Source organism: Bacillus sp. FS02 (assembly GCF_024398395.1).
Taxonomy (GTDB): Bacteria; Bacillota; Bacilli; order Bacillales; family Bacillaceae; genus Bacillus; species Bacillus altitudinis.
Map to the genome: position 1 here is coordinate 2,654,979 of NZ_CP074101.1, position 16,525 is coordinate 2,671,503.

Here is a 16,525-nt window from a genome sequence, read left to right on the forward strand (position 1 = left end):
ATAATTGATGTTTGGAGGGTTGTCTCAATTTGCTAACATTTGGACTCCCTCAACGTATGTCTCACGATGAAGAGATAAAAAATGGGGGTCCTTTTCATGAATATAAAAGTATTAGGTATTGCGCCGTATAAAGGATTAGGCGATGTATTAACCGACCTTGCCAAAGACGAAAAAAGCATCACATTCCAGCTTGAAGTCGGAGATCTTAGGTCTGGTGTTGCACTGGCAGAACAGGCCGAGGCTCAAGGAATGGATATTATTATGAGCCGCGGGGGACAGCTGCGCTTATTCAAAAACACGTCAACATTCCAGTGGTGGATATCCCTGTGTCAGGCTACGACTTGCTTCGTGCCCTGACGCTGATTAAAGATTACCAAGGGGAAAAAGCAGTAGTTGGATTTGAAAATATTACACAAGGTGTACGCACCATCGGAGAGTTATACGGGATCAAAATTGATATTTATACAATACAGCAAGAGGAAGAAGTGTGGGATCTTTTACAGCAGTTACAGGAGCAAGGGACACAGGTTGTACTGGGTGATGTGATTACAGATAAAGCGGCCAAGGAGTTGGGGATGCAAAGCATGCTCATTACCTCAGGACGTGAATCTGTCAAAGAAGCGTTTCATCAAGCAAAACAAATGTACCGTTTATATAAAGAGGCGACAGCTGAGCAGCGCCTCTTTCGTGAAATGATTGACCAAGAGTCAAAAGGGATGCTGATCATTGATCAGCACAATCAGCTTTATTTTATCAATCAGCAAATGAAAGAATGGACAGAAAAAGGGTTATTTGCACCGTTTACGTCTCATGTTGATGTGATGGATTGGTGCCCGGCGCTTGAACCAGCAGTAAAAGCAGTTCGAGAAGGAAAACAAAATGGATATTCTCAAATCTCCTTTCAGCAGCAAGTGTGGCATGTCAAAGGAAGCTTATTATCTAAAGGTGAGCTGCTTTTGACGATTGAGAAGCCTTCTGTTGTGATTAATAGGGAGGGGCAGCGTATATGGACGCTGGCTGCACCTGTTCATTCAGCACATCCATTTGCTCTTTTTACTGAGCAGAGTTCAAATATGAAAGATGTGATTAAAAGGGCAAAGGCGTTCAGCCAAACAGATCGATCGATTTGTCTCTATGGTGAACAAGGAACTGGTAAATCAAGCCTTGCTTTTGCTATTCACCAAATGAGCGAGAGGAAAAATGAGAGCTTTATGACGGTGCATTGCAGCCGTTTGACTGAATTAGATGATGTAAACATAATTCCGGTGCATCAAAAAGGGACGATCTTTCTGAAGGATATTGATCGTGTCCCAATGGCTATGCAGCCCATTATGGCCGAGCAGCTTATTCATCATCAGCAGAACATTCGCTGGCTGGCTGCATCTACAGTTGATTTGTTCAAATTGATGCAATCTGGGGCGTTTCATGAAGACCTATATACGTGTTTGCAGGAGCTCGTCATTCATGTCCCGCCGTTATCTGAACGGGCAGAAGATATTGAGGACATGAGCCGGTTATTTATAGCTGAATTAAATTCTCTTTATGGGACGCAGGTTGTTGGGCTGTCAGCAGATGTGATTGCCGCCTTTCAAAACGAGCGATTTAGAGAAAATGTCCGGCAGTTCAAGCGGATTATGGAGGAACTGGTGCTGACAACAAAAAGTGGATATATCACGTTGAGTAAAGCAAAGCCGGCAATTGAGCAACTTGCTTTTGAGAATGAAGAAAAACAGCTGTCCAGCTATTTACATGGCACGCTTGACGAGATTGAAAGACGAATCATTCGGACGGTACTGGAAGAAGAAAATATGAATCAATCAAAAGCAGCAAAGCGGCTGAATATTAACCGCACGACGCTGTGGAGAAAGTTAAAGGAATAATATGCAATGAGACCGAGGTGTCTAAATGACAAACGATCTATTAAAAAAAGGAGCGAACTTAGAGCAAAAGGTGATCATTGTGGCTGATGATTTAACAGGCGCAAGTGATACAGGTGTTCAATTTGTGAAGGCCGGTTTAAAAGCCTCTGTGCTGTTCCAGCCGTCATTTGAGGATATGAGCCGGTACAAGGAGGAAGATGTACTGATTGTCGATACAGACTCGCGAAGTATGTCTTCTGAAAGAGCGTATAATGAGGTCAGTCAAATGGTTCAGCCGTTTCTACAAGGGGATTCACACCTTTTCTTTAAAAAAATAGATTCAACGTTAAGAGGAAATATAGGAATAGAGCTTCAGGCACTAATGGATCTTGGCCGGTTTGATGCGGCAGTCATTGCCCCTGCTTACCCCGATGCGAATAGATCTACGGCCTATGGGATTCATTATGTGGAGGGTGTGCCTGTTCATCTATCAGAAGCAGCGAAGGACCCAAAAACGCCTGTCCTGACATCCAGTATTTCAGACTTAATTGACGAGCAGACAAACATCAAGCCAAAACATCTTTCGCAGCAAGCGATCTATTCAGAGCTAAACGAAACGAGTCATGACGTTTCATCTTTATTAAAACATGGTCATCAATGGTTTGTGTGTGATGCAGAAACGAACCATGATTTAACACAGATCGTTGATTTGTTTATGAAGATCAATCAAAGAGTGCTTTGGGTCGGGTCAGCTGGACTCGCTGGCGCATTATCATCCTATGTTGCGAAACACCGCAATCTTTCTCATGCAAAAAAGCATGAATCTGTTCTCATCGTTTCAGGAAGTGCTTCTCAAAAAACAAATGAGCAGTTTGCTTTTTTAAGAGAAAAGCACGATTGTCTCGAGGTGAAAGTGAACCCGTTGAATGTATTAAACGGCCGTGAAGCATGGGAAAGGAAATCAGTCATGGATCAGCTGCTCATGCGTCAGGATGAAGATATTCTCCTTTATACAGACGCAAGGCCAGAAATGGTTGAACAGATGTTGGCATACGGTGAAGCGAATGGTATGACAAGACAAGAAGTAGGAAGTACCTTATCTGTCTGTCTTGGTAAGATCACAAAAGACATTGTTGAATTAACAGGGGTAAAACGCCTTTTTTTAACTGGTGGAGATACGGCGCGTGCGATATGCCATGAGCTTGGAGCAGGCGGGATTCAGCTGTTGAAAGAAATTGAACCCGGCATCCCGCTTGGGCGGCTCGTTGATACGAGTGTATATGCGGTCACAAAAGCAGGGGCATATGGTCAAAAAGATTCTGTGCTCCATGCGGTTGAAGTGTTGAAAAACATAGAGGGGGTAGACGAATGGCAAAACCAATCATTGCTGTAACGATGGGAGATGCTTCTGGGGTTGGTCCTGAAATTATTTTAAAAGCCTTCCAGCAAAGCCGTTTACATGAAGAAGCCGTTCTATTTGTCATTGGAGACACCCATATATTAAATAGGGCGAAAGATTTTGTGAATACAGATGTGGAGATCGTCAGTATTAAAGAACCGGAGGAAGCGGAACAAGTAAAATCTGGTGCCGTTCCTTGTCTTGATCTTCATCTATTAACAAGCGATATTCCAGTAGGAGAGATTTCAAAAGAAGCAGGGAATGCCGCTTTTCGATATCTTGAAAAAGCCATTACACTTGCGAATGACCGTAGAATTGACGGCATTTGTACAGCACCGTTAAACAAGGAAGCACTTCATAAGGCTGGTCATATGTATCCAGGGCATACAGAAATTTTAGCTGACCTGACAGGTACGAACGATTATGCCATGATGCTGGCAGCTCCTAATTTAAAAGTGGTGCATGTGACGACACATATCGGATTAATGGATGCCATCTTAAAAATCAATCCTGAGCGTGTATACACAACGATTAAACTGGCTCATGATACCCTCGTTCGATCTGGTATCCCTGCACCTAGAATTGCTGTGTGCGGGATTAATCCGCATGCCGGGGAGAATGGTCTGTTTGGAAACGGAGAAGAAGAGGAGAAGATCATTCCAGCGGTAGAACGAGCACAGGATGAAGGGGTTCAAGTATTTGGCCCGCTACCAGCTGATACACTGTTCTTTAGGGCGACAAGAGGCGACTTTGATATCGTTGTGGCGATGTATCATGATCAAGGGCATGGACCAATCAAGGTGCTTGGCTTAGAATCAGGCGTGAACATTACAGTTGGATTGCCTATAATCCGTACAAGTGTCGATCATGGGACGGCATTTGATATTGCAGGAACAGGAAAGGCTGATTCTGCGAGTATGGAAGAAGCCATTCGGCAGGCAATCATGCTTTCTGGTACGAGAGAGAACCGATAGTAAAAGAGAAAGAGCCTTCCAATGGAGGCTCTCAGCGTGTAGACAAACCCTCGCATTCGGTGTCAGTCCTGCGCTTCGGTGCTCACGAATGTCAAATTCGCTCCGCGCCGATGCTCGTCCTTCCTAGGGCTGCAAAGGTTTTCTATCACGCTGAAAAGAAGACAAAGGGTTAAAATAAAGTTCATTTTAACCCTTTGTCAACAATCTGAGAGCCTTCCTATGGAGGCTCTTTATTTAGTTCATATACGTTCCGCCATTCATATTGATGGTTTCTCCTGTGATGAAATCTGACTGATCAGAGGCTAAAAAGGTAACGGCGTTTGCGACTTGCTGCGGTGTTCCAATTGTTTTCAGAGGAATTCTTTCTAAAACAGATCTACGGTATTCATCACTCCACTGTTTGCTCATGTCTGTCTCAATTGGCCCAGGACAGACAGCATTTACATGAATGTGGTGTGCTGCTAATTCTTTGGCAAGATGCATCGTTAAGTAATTGATACCTGCCTTTGAAACGCCGTAAGCGGGTGATGCATTGTGATGAGGGGTTTTGCCAGTAGTTGAACTCATGTTGACAATCTTCCCGCCTTGCTGTTTGATCATGTCAGGAATGACTGCTTGACACATGAGAAACGTACCCGTCAAATTAATATCAATTAGTCTTTTCCATTCATCAACAGATGTATCGACTGTTGATTTCCGTAAATTGATCCCAGCATTGTTGACCAATATATCAATCTGTCCAAAATGGTTTTTTGCCTTCTCAACGAGGGAGGTAGCTGTCGCTGGTAAACTAGCATCACCAGCGACAGAAACAGCGCGTGTCTCTTCCTTATTCAGAGAGGAGCAAACGTCTTGCAATAGCACTTCATTCGTTCCGTTCAGCACCACTTTAGCTCCTTCAGAGACAAATGCCTCCGCAATGGCGCGGCCAATCCCTCTGCTTGCACCTGTAATGATTGCTACTTTGTTTTGTAAAATCATCTATCATCCCACCCATCTGTCATAATTAAAAAGCGCTTTCATTTATTATAAAATGTGATGTTTCATCATTCAACATATAAAGTGGAAATGAAGAGGTTTTGAATAAAAGTGTTTCATAATAAAACAAATACATCTTTTCCACTTCAGGGTATACTAAAAGGAACAAGCAATGGATAAGGGGGAACCTCAATGAAACTTTATACAAAAACCGGAGATCAAGGTCAAACAGGCTTGATTGGCGGGCGGGCTGATAAAGATGACGCAAGAGTAGAAGCGTACGGTACATTAGATGAGGCGAATAGTTTGATTGGACTAGCCCATGCAAACTTAAGGCAGCATGGCGAATTGTTTCAAGATATTCTATCTGAGCTGATGGTCATTCAGCATGAACTGTTTGACTGCGGCGGTGATTTAGCAGCGGTGAAACCACCGAAAGAAGGCAAGTTAAAAGAAGAATCTGTCACAGTCCTTGAAAAGCGAATGGACGTGTATGTAGAAGAAGCCGCGCCGCTGACTAAATTTATTTTACCTGGCGGCCAGGAAGGTGCTGCCCTCTTACATGTAGCGCGAACAGTCGTCAGGAGAGCCGAGCGGCATATTGTGACACTCGCAAAGCAGGAGGAAATTCCAGCAGTTACGCTCACATATGTGAACCGTCTATCCGATTATTTATTTGCTGCCGCCCGTATTGTGAATCATCGGCTTGGTGAAGCGGATGTTGAATATGAACGAAGTGCAGACGTGTTTCGTTCTAAATGAGGAAAAGCACTCTTCTAGTCGAAGAGTGCTTTTTCTATAGATTCAACCGTTCAGTCTGAGCCATGTTACGACTCTGGTCGCAACCAAAGATCAATCTACGACACGTTTTGCCGGCTTCCTTTTTTGACTATAGTTAAAGCAAGGAGCAAGAAAGGAGGCATGAAGATGAAAATCACAAGTAAAACCATCATCGGTTCAATCCTGATGTTCATCGGTTTATCCATCTTCTTTGGTGGTTCATTGGGCGGGCTGATCCCGACTTTGATTGGGGCGTGGCTCATTTATGTAGGTGTCAAAAAATATGATAAAGGCAGTAAAACAACAGGGGTCATACTCACTATTATCGGTGTATTGCTCGTCGCACAGTCGCTGCCATTTTTACTCGGAATCGCATTTGCTGGAGTACTTCTCTACTTTGGCTGGAAGATGATCAATGGTGAATCTGCTAAGGAATCATCCGGCAGAACAACATATATGGAGCCAAACACGGCACCGAACATGGAAGAACCCATGCACACGACATTTGATCAAGAATGGGAAGACTTTTTAAAGAAAAAATAAAGGGAGGAATATGAAATGGTATTAAGAAGAGTACGTGATATGTTTGTTGCAACAGTCAATGAAGGTTTAGATAAATTGGAGAATCCGCGTGTCATGCTGAATCAATATGTTCGTGATATGGAGGACGATATTGCCAAAGCGAAACATGCGATTATCAAACAGCAAACCATTCAGCAAGGTTTCTTGAGAAAAGCAGAAGAGACAGAAGCATTTGCTGATAAGCGAAAGAAACAGGCGGAGCTGGCGTTTCATGCAGGAGAAGAAGAACTTGCACGGAAAGCACTGACTGAAATGAAGTATTTTGAAGAAAAGCACAATGAATATCAAGATGCCTATCAGCAATCTGTTAAACAGCTGAAAGAGCTGAAAGAACAGTTGCAGCATCTAGAAACAAAGCTGCGTGATGTTAAAGACAAGAAGCAAGCGCTGATTGCAAGAGCCAATGCCGCACAGGCAAAGCAGCATATGAATGAATCTATGAATAAAGTTGATAGTGAAAGTGCTTATAAAGAATTTCTACGCATGGAGAACCGTATAGAGGAAATGGAGACAAAAGCGGGCAGCTATGCACAATTTGCTGATCAGGGTGCATATGCTCATCTTGATTACGCTGATGAGGTTGAAAAGGAATGGCAAAAGCTTCAACGATCAAAGCAGCTTGAGAAACAGCCGGCAAACTAATGGAAATGTGTCAAAACGGAAGAAAAACAGGATTTTTCTTCCGTTATTTGATTTCTTTCTGTTTCGCTTTTCCTTATAATAAAAAGGTCAAAGGATAAAGGGATGATATAAATGAAACGGTTCATTGGTCTAATTTGTATACTTGTTGGTGTTTTTTTGATGATTGGGATGCTTTTCAAAAATGGAGATCTCTTTCATTTGAGCTTTTCTCGTGATAAAGCGGTCACAACAGCTTCAGCGAAAAAGGATGAGGTTGAACAATTAGATATCTCTCTTTCTGGATTTCGCATCAAGGTGGAGCCGGAAGATCGTTCGGATATTTCTGTGATGGTTGTGAATGGAAAAGGGAAAATGTATGCTGAACAAACAGGCGGAACATTCAAAGTCCGTGCTGAAAATAAAGGATTTTTGTTTTTCTCTGCATTTGAAAAAGGAGAACTCTTAGTCAAAATTCCAACAGATTATCATAAAGATGTGAAAATAACAGGTGGAATCGGCGTGAGCGAAGTAAATGGCGAAGGAAAGCTGTCTCTTCAAGATGTGACGCTCAAATCAACGAGCGGAAACCTCACAGCTGAGAACTTCTCAGCAAATCGTGTGGAAATCAAAGCGACTTCTGGCAGACTTTCAGTGTCTCATATTGATGCGAAGGAAAGTGATATTGGTGCCACTTCTGGTCGTGCTGATATTCAAGATGTAAAAGGAAAGCTGCAATTAGGCATGACAAGCGGCAGGCTGACAGCAAGCTTTGATACAATTGATTCACCAGTCGACTTTCACATGACATCAGGCAGTGCGAAATTGAACTTGCCAGATGAGGGAGATTTCAAAGTTCAAGTGAAAAAAACGAGTGGACGTATTGATCATTCGTATGATTTTGACCAAGCGGATAGTGAAGGCCGAGGTTTTACAGGCACGCATGGGAAAGGGACACACTTAGTCGATATTGAGATGACAAGCGGAAACTTAAAATTGCGGTAAACAAACGAAAAAAGGAAGGAGGCGAGTCAACTGCGTTTTTCTAGAAATCAAATTTTAGGCATCATTGTGGTGATTTTTGGTATTAATCTTTTTCTCAAAATTATTGGGATTGGGGCAGACCTATTTTGGCCAGTGTTTTTTGCTCTATTTGGTTATTGGCTGCACTCTCGATCTAAACGTTGGCTCGGTTCGGTTTCCTATATTTTTGCAGGCTTTCTCTTCTTGAAATTTCTACTAAATATCACGTTTAGTTTGACTGGGTATTTATTTGCTGCCTTTTTGATCTATGCGGGCTATCGTTTATTGAAAAACAAACCTGTTTTTGATGTCGATAAAAAGGATTCATCAGACGATGGAAAGCCTTCACTGAAAGTCAATCTTGAAAAAGAGGGCGATCAGAAGAAAACAAAAAGCCAGGCAAAGCCGCGCAAAGAACATGATTTCTTTATCGGTGAAGTCAGGCTGATGAAAAAACCATTTCAATTAAGTGATTTGACCATTTCAGGTTTTATTGGCGATGTCAAAATCGACTTATCAAAGGCGATTATTGCTGAGGAAGAGAGCACGATCGTCATTAGTGGGCTCATTGGAGATGTCGATATTTATGTACCTCAGGATATTGAAGTATGTGTGAGTGCTTCGGCTGCAATTGGTGATATGAAAATCATTGATGAAAAAAGAAGTGGGTTCGGCAGTAAAGTGTATGTCATGACAAATGATTATGATGAGAGCAAGCGAAAAGTGAAAATCTCCATTTCTCTCCTGATTGGGGATGTGGATGTGAGGTACTTATGAGGAAACTGCATTTAGGCATCCAGTGGCAATCTGTTCGTCTTGCAGTCGGTATCTCGCTTGGTGTTGTCATCATGACGACACTCCCGATGTTTTTTTATTATCAGCTTGATCCCATGATTTTGCTGTCTACGCGGTGGTTCGGCATCCCGTTTTTTTGTATTTTGCTCATTATTAGTCTCGCCATTGGTGTATCAGCGGGGCATGTGTTTGGCTATCAGCATAAGAAGCGGCTGGATCAGCTTGTAGAGTCGATTTTGAAGTTTGAAAATGGGAATTTTGCCTATAGACTGCCTTCTCTAGGTGATGATGAAATTGGTTTGGCGGCAGATCAATTAAATGAAATGGCGAAACGAGTGGAAGGGCAAGTAGCCTCCTTACAAAAGCTCTCAAATGAGCGAGCTGAATGGCAGGTTCAAATGAAAAAATCGGTTGTCTCAGAAGAGCGTCAGCGTCTAGCGCGTGAGCTGCATGATGCAGTCAGCCAGCAGCTATTCGCCATTTCGATGATGACGTCTGCGATTCTTGAAGGGATGAAGGAAAAGGATGAAAAGATTTTAAAGCAAATGCGTCTTGTGGAACGAATGGCTGGCGATGCACAAAATGAGATGCGTGCACTCCTTCTGCATTTAAGACCGATCACCCTTGAAGGAAAAGACTTGAAAAAAGGCTTGATTGAGCTACTCAATGAATTTCAGGCAAAGCAGCCAATTGATATTGATTGGGAAATAGAAGATGATGCTCCGCTGTCTAAAGGGGTGGAGGACCATCTGTTCCGAATTGTGCAAGAAGCCCTTTCCAATGTGTTTAGGCATGCAAAGGCGACAAAGGTGACAGTGCGTCTGCTCATTCGAAACCGTCAAGTTCAGCTGAAAATAATTGATAACGGGATTGGTTTTCAAACAGATCATGTGAAGACTGCTTCCTACGGACTTGAATCGATACGAGAAAGAACAAGTGAAGTAGGCGGTGTCGCAGAGATTATGTCATTTGAGGGAAAAGGCACACAAATTGATGTGAAGGTTCCCATTTTTGATGAAGGAAAAGGAGAGAACGTTCGATGATTCGAGTGCTTTTAATTGACGATCACGAAATGGTGAGAATGGGTCTTGCTGCTTTTTTAGAGGCACAGGCGGATATTGAAGTCATCGGTGAAGCGTCAGATGGACAAAAAGGTGTAGAACTAGCGGTTGAATTAAAGCCAGACGTGATTTTAATGGACCTTGTCATGGAAGGCATGGATGGCATCGAAGCAACGAAAAGAATTTGTCAGGAAATAGAGGATGCCCGGATTATTGTACTGACGAGCTTTATTGATGATGATAAAGTGTATCCAGTGATTGAGGCTGGTGCTTTAAGCTATCTTTTAAAAACATCGAAAGCAGGAGAAATTGCTGATGCCATCAGGTCTGCGAGTATCGGCGAACCAAGACTTGAATCAAAAGTAGCTGGAAAGGTCATGAACAAACTCCGCCATTCATCAAATGGGTCCATTTTACACGATTCGTTAACCGCAAGAGAAATGGAAATATTAAAGCTGATTGCCGATGGGAAATCGAATAAGGTCATTGCTGAGGAATTGTTTATTACCATCAAAACAGTCAAGACGCATATTACCAACATTCTTTCCAAGCTTGATGTAGAAGACCGCACACAAGCAGCCGTGTATGCACATCGCCATAAGCTGATTCAATAAAAAAACAGCTTTCAAATGAAAGCTGCTGGAACATGCGCAAAATTAGTCCTTCTGTCCTGTGATTGGACGTTCGGATAGTTGATGGAGCTCAGGAACTGGAAAAGCCTCCTGCTCCTCGGCCGATTTGTCTTCCAGGGTTTTCTTCATCTCGGAAAGCAGTTTGACGCTTTCCTTTGCCACTGCCGCTTTTTTCTCTTGCAAATCAATGATCTGTGAAAGTCCAACAAATAAACCGCCTCCAATCAGAAGGAGCGCAGGGGTTTGTCCATAATAAATCACGATCAAAAATGTGCTTGAAAAGCTGTCGGCTTCAATGAAGAAATCTTCTTTTGATTGCATGAATACCACGACTAACAGAAGTATTCCTAGAATCAAAAATAGAATGCCGGCCGAAAGTAAAGCTCGTTTCATGATTGACACCCTTTTTTTCTTACCATTTTAACATACTCTATCAGGATTGTGTTGCGCCCTTAGTCCCGAAGTCACGGATTTTCACATTTACCTTGTAACGAATATCCGATTCACTAAAAATGTCATCCCAATGTTTTGCTTCTTTTCGGAATTCCTTCGGATAGGCAATACTCGCTTTTTGATAAAATCCACAAATATCTGCTTTGATCTCATGCTGTAATTCCCCGATAAAATCTTTTACATTTTCCTCAAGTCGATGTGCCACGACTTTCTCAATTTCTTGGAGGTATTTTTCATTAAATGAATTTTCCCGTTCATTCCAATCCTCAGACAATCTTCCATCAAGCTCCACTGACACATCAAATTCATATTTGCCACTGGCTGTTTTATGGGTGTCAATGTTGTGTTTGATTTTAAAGATCTCAAAAGAATAAATGCTATGTTCATATTGGAATTCAATCACTCCGCCTGTTGCATCTCCAGTCAGCAGGTTGTAGGACTGCACCGCTAAAGGAGAGATGTTGGTGAGAAATCGTTTGTTCTGAATAATCGAGGCACCATCCAGCATTAATTTGCCCTGACTGACACTGACTTTCGGAATGGCAAAAGATACGTTGTTTTGCATGGCAGAAGAAATATCTCCTAAGGAAACGGGCTTGAACATACGAATGGTCGTTTTTGTATTCGAAGAAATATCGTATAAGGTGGAAGCGGCAGGCTGCCCGTCGTCATTGATTTTCAGCATATCTCCAGGCTTCTCAGAGGCCATAAAGACAAGGCTTCCTCTTCGTGTTTCATTGTCCCGAATGAATTGATTGATGACCAAATCGAAATTATTTTCATTGATAAGGTCTTGAGAAAACAAATAAACCCTCAGCTGCTGAGCAAAAATGCGGTGTGTTTTTAGGGCCGTCGTACGAAAAATTTGGTGTATGGAATCACCGCTTGTTTCAATAATCTTCGTCGGATCTTTCACGCTTGATTCTTGCTCAATTTTTTGCGGAACGAGCACCTGCATAGACAGCTTCAATTTATGTCCGCCATCTCCTTTATCTACAGCAAATCCAATTGCCATGTTGAGCTCCTCGATATTTGTACTATCCCAGCACCCGCATAATAGAATCAGTGAGAAGAGCGCAAGAACCGCTTTCTTTTTCATGCTGTTTTCCGCCTCCTTTTGAAAAATACGATGATAAATAAAAGAAACGGGAGTATACCAAATAGAAGAAAGAACAAGTTGTTTACGTAGGTTAAATAGTCTCGGACCGTATCAACATCTTTTGGGAAAAGAGCGGCAAAGAAGATCACAATGCCCATCAAGGCGAGCGCGATTTTTTTAGGGAATTTAGTCAATTTGATGACTCCTATCGTAGCAAAAAACGTATATCCTACAAAGCTCGTATAAAGCTGGACAAGCCAAACAATCAGCAAAAAGGATTCAATCCGTTCAATAAAAATCCCCTGAATATCAAATGATTGAAATAAGGCAATGGTCGGCCACGTCAGAGTCGCCGTTTCTTTCACCGTGAGCGCACCAACCACAAGAATATAGGTGAAAATATAGATGATCGCAGGAATCAAAAAGCCGATGGTTCCGTATGCAAAGGTGTGTTTTTGCGTCTTCATATAGGCAGGCATAAAGAGCATCATTTCAATACCGACAAACGAAATGGCCGAAGCATTAAAGGAATTGAAGACAGGGGAGAAGCCCTCTCCTAAAACTGGTCGGAGGTTATCCAGCTCAAACTCTTGTACACTAAGTCCGAAGGCCACAAATAAGATGATGAGTGTGACAATCAGAAAAAAAGGACATAGCCGGGCAAAATCACCAATCCCCCAATCACAAGATAAAAACCAACCAAAATAAAGCTGATCATCGTCACGGCTACAGGTGTGTTTTGAAGTAGAAAGAATTTCACCATCTCAGACATGGCTCGTACTTCATAGCTGGCAACGCCGAGAAAGTAAATAATAATCAACAGGTTGGCAAGTGAGCCAATCCATTTCCCAAGTCCTTCTTTTGTATAGTCATAGTAGGAAGAAAAGGAGACCTTTTTCATCATGAGCACATTGACAAAAATGAACACAATGTATATCACACTCATGAGTAAGAGTGCAATCCAGCCGTCAGGTGTAGGCGCAGCTTGAGCCATTGATCTTGGCAGAATCATCATACTTGCGCCTAGCGTGGTATTGGCGATAATGGCACTTGCCTGATAGCTTGTGATCGACTCTTTATGATTGACCATGTCGTTCCCCTTTCTTTTGATTTTTCAAAGGCAATCTGATGATGGAATTGTCCTCATTTTTATAACTGAACACAAAATCTGGTGAAAAATATGGGGTGCCAAAGCTTTTTTGTCTTGTCAAATGAGTGAGTAAGACGAGCATAAACAGGACAAGTCCATATAAACCGAATGTAGCTGCAGTAAACATGGACACAAAGCGAAGGACACGAAATGACATCCCCATCCCATATTGAGGAAAGGTAAAGGATGCAAGTGCAATGACGCTGACAATAATGACCATAATGGAGCTGACAATATGTGCTTGTACGGCTGCCTGTCCAATGACAACTCCGCCCACAAGTCCGATTGTTTGTCCAAGTGGATTAGGCAGCCTTAACCCAGCCTCTCGCAGCAGCTCAATGGTCATTTCCATGATGAGTGCTTCCACAATAGGAGGAAATGGGACATTCTCTCGTGTGCTTGAGATGGAAATAGCTAAAGTTGTGGGCAAAAGACCTTGATGGAAGGACACAAGGGCAATATAAATGGCTGATAAAAACAATGTGAGAAAGATGGACGTAAAACGTAGCAAACGAATAAGAGAAGCGGCGATCCATCTTTCATAATAATCATCAGGTGACTGCATAATCGTCGCGAGGGAAGCAGGCACAATTAAGATAAAAGGCGAATGATCGACAAAGATGGCGACGCGCCCATTGTTTAAAGCAGATGCGACTTTATCAGGCCGTTCTGTGTTTTGAATTTGCGGAAAAGGAGAATACACATTGTCTTCAATGAGCTCCTCAAGAACGCCTGAGTCTTGAATATCATCAATGGTGACTTGTTTGAGACGCTTTTTTACCTCTTTTAAAACAGAGGGCTCAACGATCCCGTCAATGTACATGATCGATACTTGGGTGTATTTCTTTTCGCCGATCTTCATGTCAACTGTTTTGAGATCAGGGTTTTTCAAACGTTGTCTGACGAGAGCTAAGTTCGTGTTGATATCTTCAATGAAGCCAATTTTTGGCCCCCTTGCGACGGTTTCAGACGTAGCATCTCCTAAACTGCGTTTCTTCGTTCCGTGCGTTTCTAAAATATAAGCGTGCTGAAATCCATTAATCAGTACGACACAATGTCCTTGAAAAATAGCATCTACTAGTTCTTCAGAGGTTTTTACCGTACGGGTAGTCATCATCGATAAATTGGATTCTAGCTTCTCTTTTGTTAGAGAGGCATGATCTTGCAATAGCAGCTTTAAGAAGGTTTGAATCTGCATCGCTTCGTTCATTTCTTTAATGTATAAATAGTAGACAACCTGTCCATGAGGCAATGTTTTTTTCTCATGGATCAAATCATCCATGTCCTTTAACTGAGGGAGAATGACAGAGAGATTATCGTATAAGTGCTCTTTCAATGGAGTTTGATTCAAATGGATCACCCACCTCAATTTCTTTTTCTTAGCATTACCTGCTTGAAAAAACAATATTCTGTGTTACATTATTTTGTGGTATATGAAAGAATCACGGTGTTGGAGGAAAGAAGATGGCGCAAATTCGTTTAGCAGGAACAAAAGAGGAGATCGACCTTATTCTACAGTCGTTTGACAAGCATTATGAGGTGACTTATACGTCAAAAGATTACGGAAAAACAAATCCAAAATACAAATATTCCAAAGATGTTCGTGTTTATATTGAACTAAAATTAAAATAAAGATAAAATTTTAATTGAAAACGCTTAAAGGATTTTCGTTTTTTGTATAGAATAGAGTTGAGTGATGAAGCTATGGAGGGATACATAATGACAGAATTTAGAATCGAAAAAGATACAATGGGCGAAATCAAGGTGCCACAGGACAAGTTCTGGGGTGCACAAACACAACGAAGCAAAGAAAATTTCAAAATCGGTTCTGAGAAAATGCCAAAGGAAGTTGTGAATGCGTTTGCAATTTTGAAACGTAGCACAGCGATTGCGAACGAACGTCTAGGCAACTTAGAAAGTGAAAAAGCAGAAGCGATTGCTGCTGTATGTGATGACATCATCAGTGGAAAATATGACGAGCATTTCCCGCTTGTTGTATGGCAAACAGGAAGTGGAACACAAAGTAACATGAACATGAACGAAGTCGTTGCAAATAGAGCAACTGCTTACTTGAAAGATAAAAATAGTGAATTCAGCATTCACCCGAATGACGATGTCAACCGCAGCCAAAGCTCAAATGATACATTCCCAACGGCTATGCACGTGGCAGCTGTTTTAGCTGTGTACAAAAAGCTATTGCCTGCGATTGACCAGTTAAGAGCGACGCTTGATGAGAAAGCAAAAGCATACCAAGAGATCGTGAAAATTGGCCGTACGCATTTGCAAGATGCAACACCTCTTACAGTGGGCCAAGAGATTAGCGGCTGGGTGTACATGCTTGATCGTTCAAAAGAAATGATTTTAGAATCTACTGAAAAAATGAGAGAACTTGCCATTGGCGGAACAGCTGTTGGTACGGGAATTAACGCACATCCTGAGTTTGGTAAATACGTGGCAGAAGAAATCAGCCAGTTAACAGGTCAAACGTTCAATTCTTCACCAAACAAATTCCATGCGCTGACAAGTCATGATGAAATCACATATGCACACGGTGCGCTTAAAGCACTTGCAGCTGACTTAATGAAAATTGCCAATGATGTGAGATGGCTTGCAAGTGGTCCTCGCTGCGGAATTGGTGAATTGATCATTCCTGAAAATGAGCCAGGCAGCTCCATTATGCCAGGAAAGGTCAACCCAACTCAAAGTGAAGCTTTAACAATGATTGCCGCACAAATCATGGGGAATGATGCAACGATCGGTTTTGCCGCAAGCCAAGGAAACTTCGAGCTGAACGTATTTAAGCCGGTCATCATCTATAACTTCCTGCAGTCAGTTGAATTGCTTGCTGACGGTATGAACTCATTCCATGACAAGTGTGCTATTGGAATTGAACCAAACCTAGAAACAATCGAGAAAAACCTAAACAATTCATTGATGCTTGTAACGGCACTCAACCCGCACATTGGATATGAAAATGCAGCGAAAATTGCGAAGCTTGCGCACAAAGAAGGATTAACACTAAAAGAAGCTGCCCTTCAATTAGAACTATTAACAGAAGAGCAGTTTGAAGAGTTTGTGAAACCAGAAGAAATGGTGACACCGAAAGCAAAATAAGACACCAG

The 16,525-nt window shown here is 42.1% G+C and carries 17 protein-coding genes and 1 pseudogene; 13 read left to right on the forward strand and 5 right to left on the reverse strand.

What is annotated here, in order from left to right:
• Window positions 1-96 precede the first annotated feature (96 nt).
• Genes KFQ09_RS13405 through pdxA form a run of 4 tightly spaced genes read left to right on the forward strand, consistent with a single transcriptional unit; the run spans window position 97 to window position 4,232 of the window.
• On the forward strand, window positions 97-357 hold the full coding sequence (locus KFQ09_RS13405) for a hypothetical protein (RefSeq protein WP_255835752.1): 261 nt from the start codon (window positions 97-99) through the stop codon (window positions 355-357).
• Window positions 327-1,880 (forward strand): sigma-54-dependent Fis family transcriptional regulator, encoded by a 1,554-nt coding sequence (locus KFQ09_RS13410; protein WP_255835753.1) that lies wholly within the window; start codon window positions 327-329, stop codon window positions 1,878-1,880. Before KFQ09_RS13405 ends, KFQ09_RS13410 begins: the two co-directional genes overlap by 31 nt.
• A 25-nt stretch (window positions 1,881-1,905) precedes the next feature.
• Window positions 1,906-3,252, forward strand: coding sequence for a four-carbon acid sugar kinase family protein (locus KFQ09_RS13415; protein ID WP_074041902.1), 1,347 nt, complete (start codon window positions 1,906-1,908; stop codon window positions 3,250-3,252).
• Complete coding sequence (gene pdxA, locus KFQ09_RS13420; RefSeq protein ID WP_074041903.1) at window positions 3,228-4,232, forward strand: 4-hydroxythreonine-4-phosphate dehydrogenase PdxA; 1,005 nt, start codon at window positions 3,228-3,230, stop codon at window positions 4,230-4,232. Before KFQ09_RS13415 ends, pdxA begins: the two co-directional genes overlap by 25 nt.
• A 234-nt stretch (window positions 4,233-4,466) precedes the next feature.
• Here the strand turns inward: pdxA and KFQ09_RS13425 are convergent, their stop codons facing one another.
• Window positions 4,467-5,213, reverse strand: a complete 747-nt coding sequence (locus KFQ09_RS13425; RefSeq protein ID WP_056702701.1) for an SDR family NAD(P)-dependent oxidoreductase — start codon at window positions 5,211-5,213, stop codon at window positions 4,467-4,469.
• Between the two features lie 189 nt (window positions 5,214-5,402).
• Between KFQ09_RS13425 and KFQ09_RS13430 the strand changes: the two genes are divergently transcribed.
• The 7 genes from KFQ09_RS13430 to KFQ09_RS13460 all read left to right on the forward strand — a co-directional run bounded on the left by KFQ09_RS13430 (window position 5,403) and on the right by KFQ09_RS13460 (window position 10,683).
• The gene (locus KFQ09_RS13430; protein WP_025207953.1) at window positions 5,403-5,972 is read left to right on the forward strand and encodes a cob(I)yrinic acid a,c-diamide adenosyltransferase; all 570 of its coding nucleotides are present in this window, start codon (window positions 5,403-5,405) and stop codon (window positions 5,970-5,972) included.
• Between the two features lie 165 nt (window positions 5,973-6,137).
• Window positions 6,138-6,533, forward strand: coding sequence for a hypothetical protein (locus KFQ09_RS13435; protein WP_050826601.1), 396 nt, complete (start codon window positions 6,138-6,140; stop codon window positions 6,531-6,533).
• Between the two features lie 15 nt (window positions 6,534-6,548).
• A complete protein-coding gene (gene liaH, locus KFQ09_RS13440; RefSeq protein ID WP_017359269.1) occupies window positions 6,549-7,214 on the forward strand; it encodes a stress responsive protein LiaH in 666 nt (221 codons plus the stop codon).
• A gap of 111 nt (window positions 7,215-7,325) precedes the next feature.
• Window positions 7,326-8,195: a LiaG family protein gene (locus tag KFQ09_RS13445; RefSeq protein WP_046527522.1), complete on the forward strand. Its 870-nt coding sequence runs from the start codon at window positions 7,326-7,328 to the stop codon at window positions 8,193-8,195.
• Between the two features lie 30 nt (window positions 8,196-8,225).
• Window positions 8,226-8,990, forward strand: coding sequence for a cell wall-active antibiotics response protein LiaF (gene liaF, locus KFQ09_RS13450; RefSeq protein WP_035389364.1), 765 nt, complete (start codon window positions 8,226-8,228; stop codon window positions 8,988-8,990).
• Window positions 8,987-10,051: a two-component system sensor histidine kinase LiaS gene (gene liaS, locus KFQ09_RS13455; protein ID WP_007500303.1), complete on the forward strand. Its 1,065-nt coding sequence runs from the start codon at window positions 8,987-8,989 to the stop codon at window positions 10,049-10,051. The genes liaF and liaS overlap by 4 nt, the downstream gene beginning before the upstream one ends.
• Complete coding sequence (locus KFQ09_RS13460) at window positions 10,048-10,683, forward strand: two-component system response regulator LiaR (RefSeq protein WP_007500305.1); 636 nt, start codon at window positions 10,048-10,050, stop codon at window positions 10,681-10,683. The genes liaS and KFQ09_RS13460 overlap by 4 nt, the downstream gene beginning before the upstream one ends.
• Window positions 10,684-10,725: 42 nt before the next feature.
• Here KFQ09_RS13460 and KFQ09_RS13465 read toward each other — a convergent pair whose 3' ends face one another.
• The 4 genes and pseudogenes from KFQ09_RS13465 to KFQ09_RS13480 form a co-directional block, all read right to left on the reverse strand.
• Window positions 10,726-11,094, reverse strand: a complete 369-nt coding sequence (locus KFQ09_RS13465; protein WP_007500307.1) for a hypothetical protein — start codon at window positions 11,092-11,094, stop codon at window positions 10,726-10,728.
• A gap of 40 nt (window positions 11,095-11,134) precedes the next feature.
• Window positions 11,135-12,253: a Ger(x)C family spore germination protein gene (locus KFQ09_RS13470; RefSeq protein WP_255835754.1), complete on the reverse strand. Its 1,119-nt coding sequence runs from the start codon at window positions 12,251-12,253 to the stop codon at window positions 11,135-11,137.
• A pseudogene (locus KFQ09_RS13475) lies at window positions 12,250-13,343 on the reverse strand (endospore germination permease). The gene KFQ09_RS13470 and the pseudogene KFQ09_RS13475 overlap by 4 nt, the downstream one beginning before the upstream one ends.
• Entirely contained in the window at window positions 13,330-14,754 is a 1,425-nt protein-coding gene (locus tag KFQ09_RS13480) for a spore germination protein (protein WP_072367964.1), read from the reverse strand. The pseudogene KFQ09_RS13475 and the gene KFQ09_RS13480 overlap by 14 nt, the downstream one beginning before the upstream one ends.
• Before the next feature lie 113 nt (window positions 14,755-14,867).
• Here KFQ09_RS13480 and KFQ09_RS13485 point away from each other — a divergent pair, with 113 nt between their 5' ends.
• The gene (locus tag KFQ09_RS13485; RefSeq protein WP_017359274.1) at window positions 14,868-15,035 is read left to right on the forward strand and encodes a YvzF family protein; all 168 of its coding nucleotides are present in this window, start codon (window positions 14,868-14,870) and stop codon (window positions 15,033-15,035) included.
• Between the two features lie 87 nt (window positions 15,036-15,122).
• On the forward strand, window positions 15,123-16,517 hold the full coding sequence (fumC, locus tag KFQ09_RS13490; RefSeq protein ID WP_008347076.1) for a class II fumarate hydratase: 1,395 nt from the start codon (window positions 15,123-15,125) through the stop codon (window positions 16,515-16,517).
• Window positions 16,518-16,525: the final 8 nt, after the last annotated feature.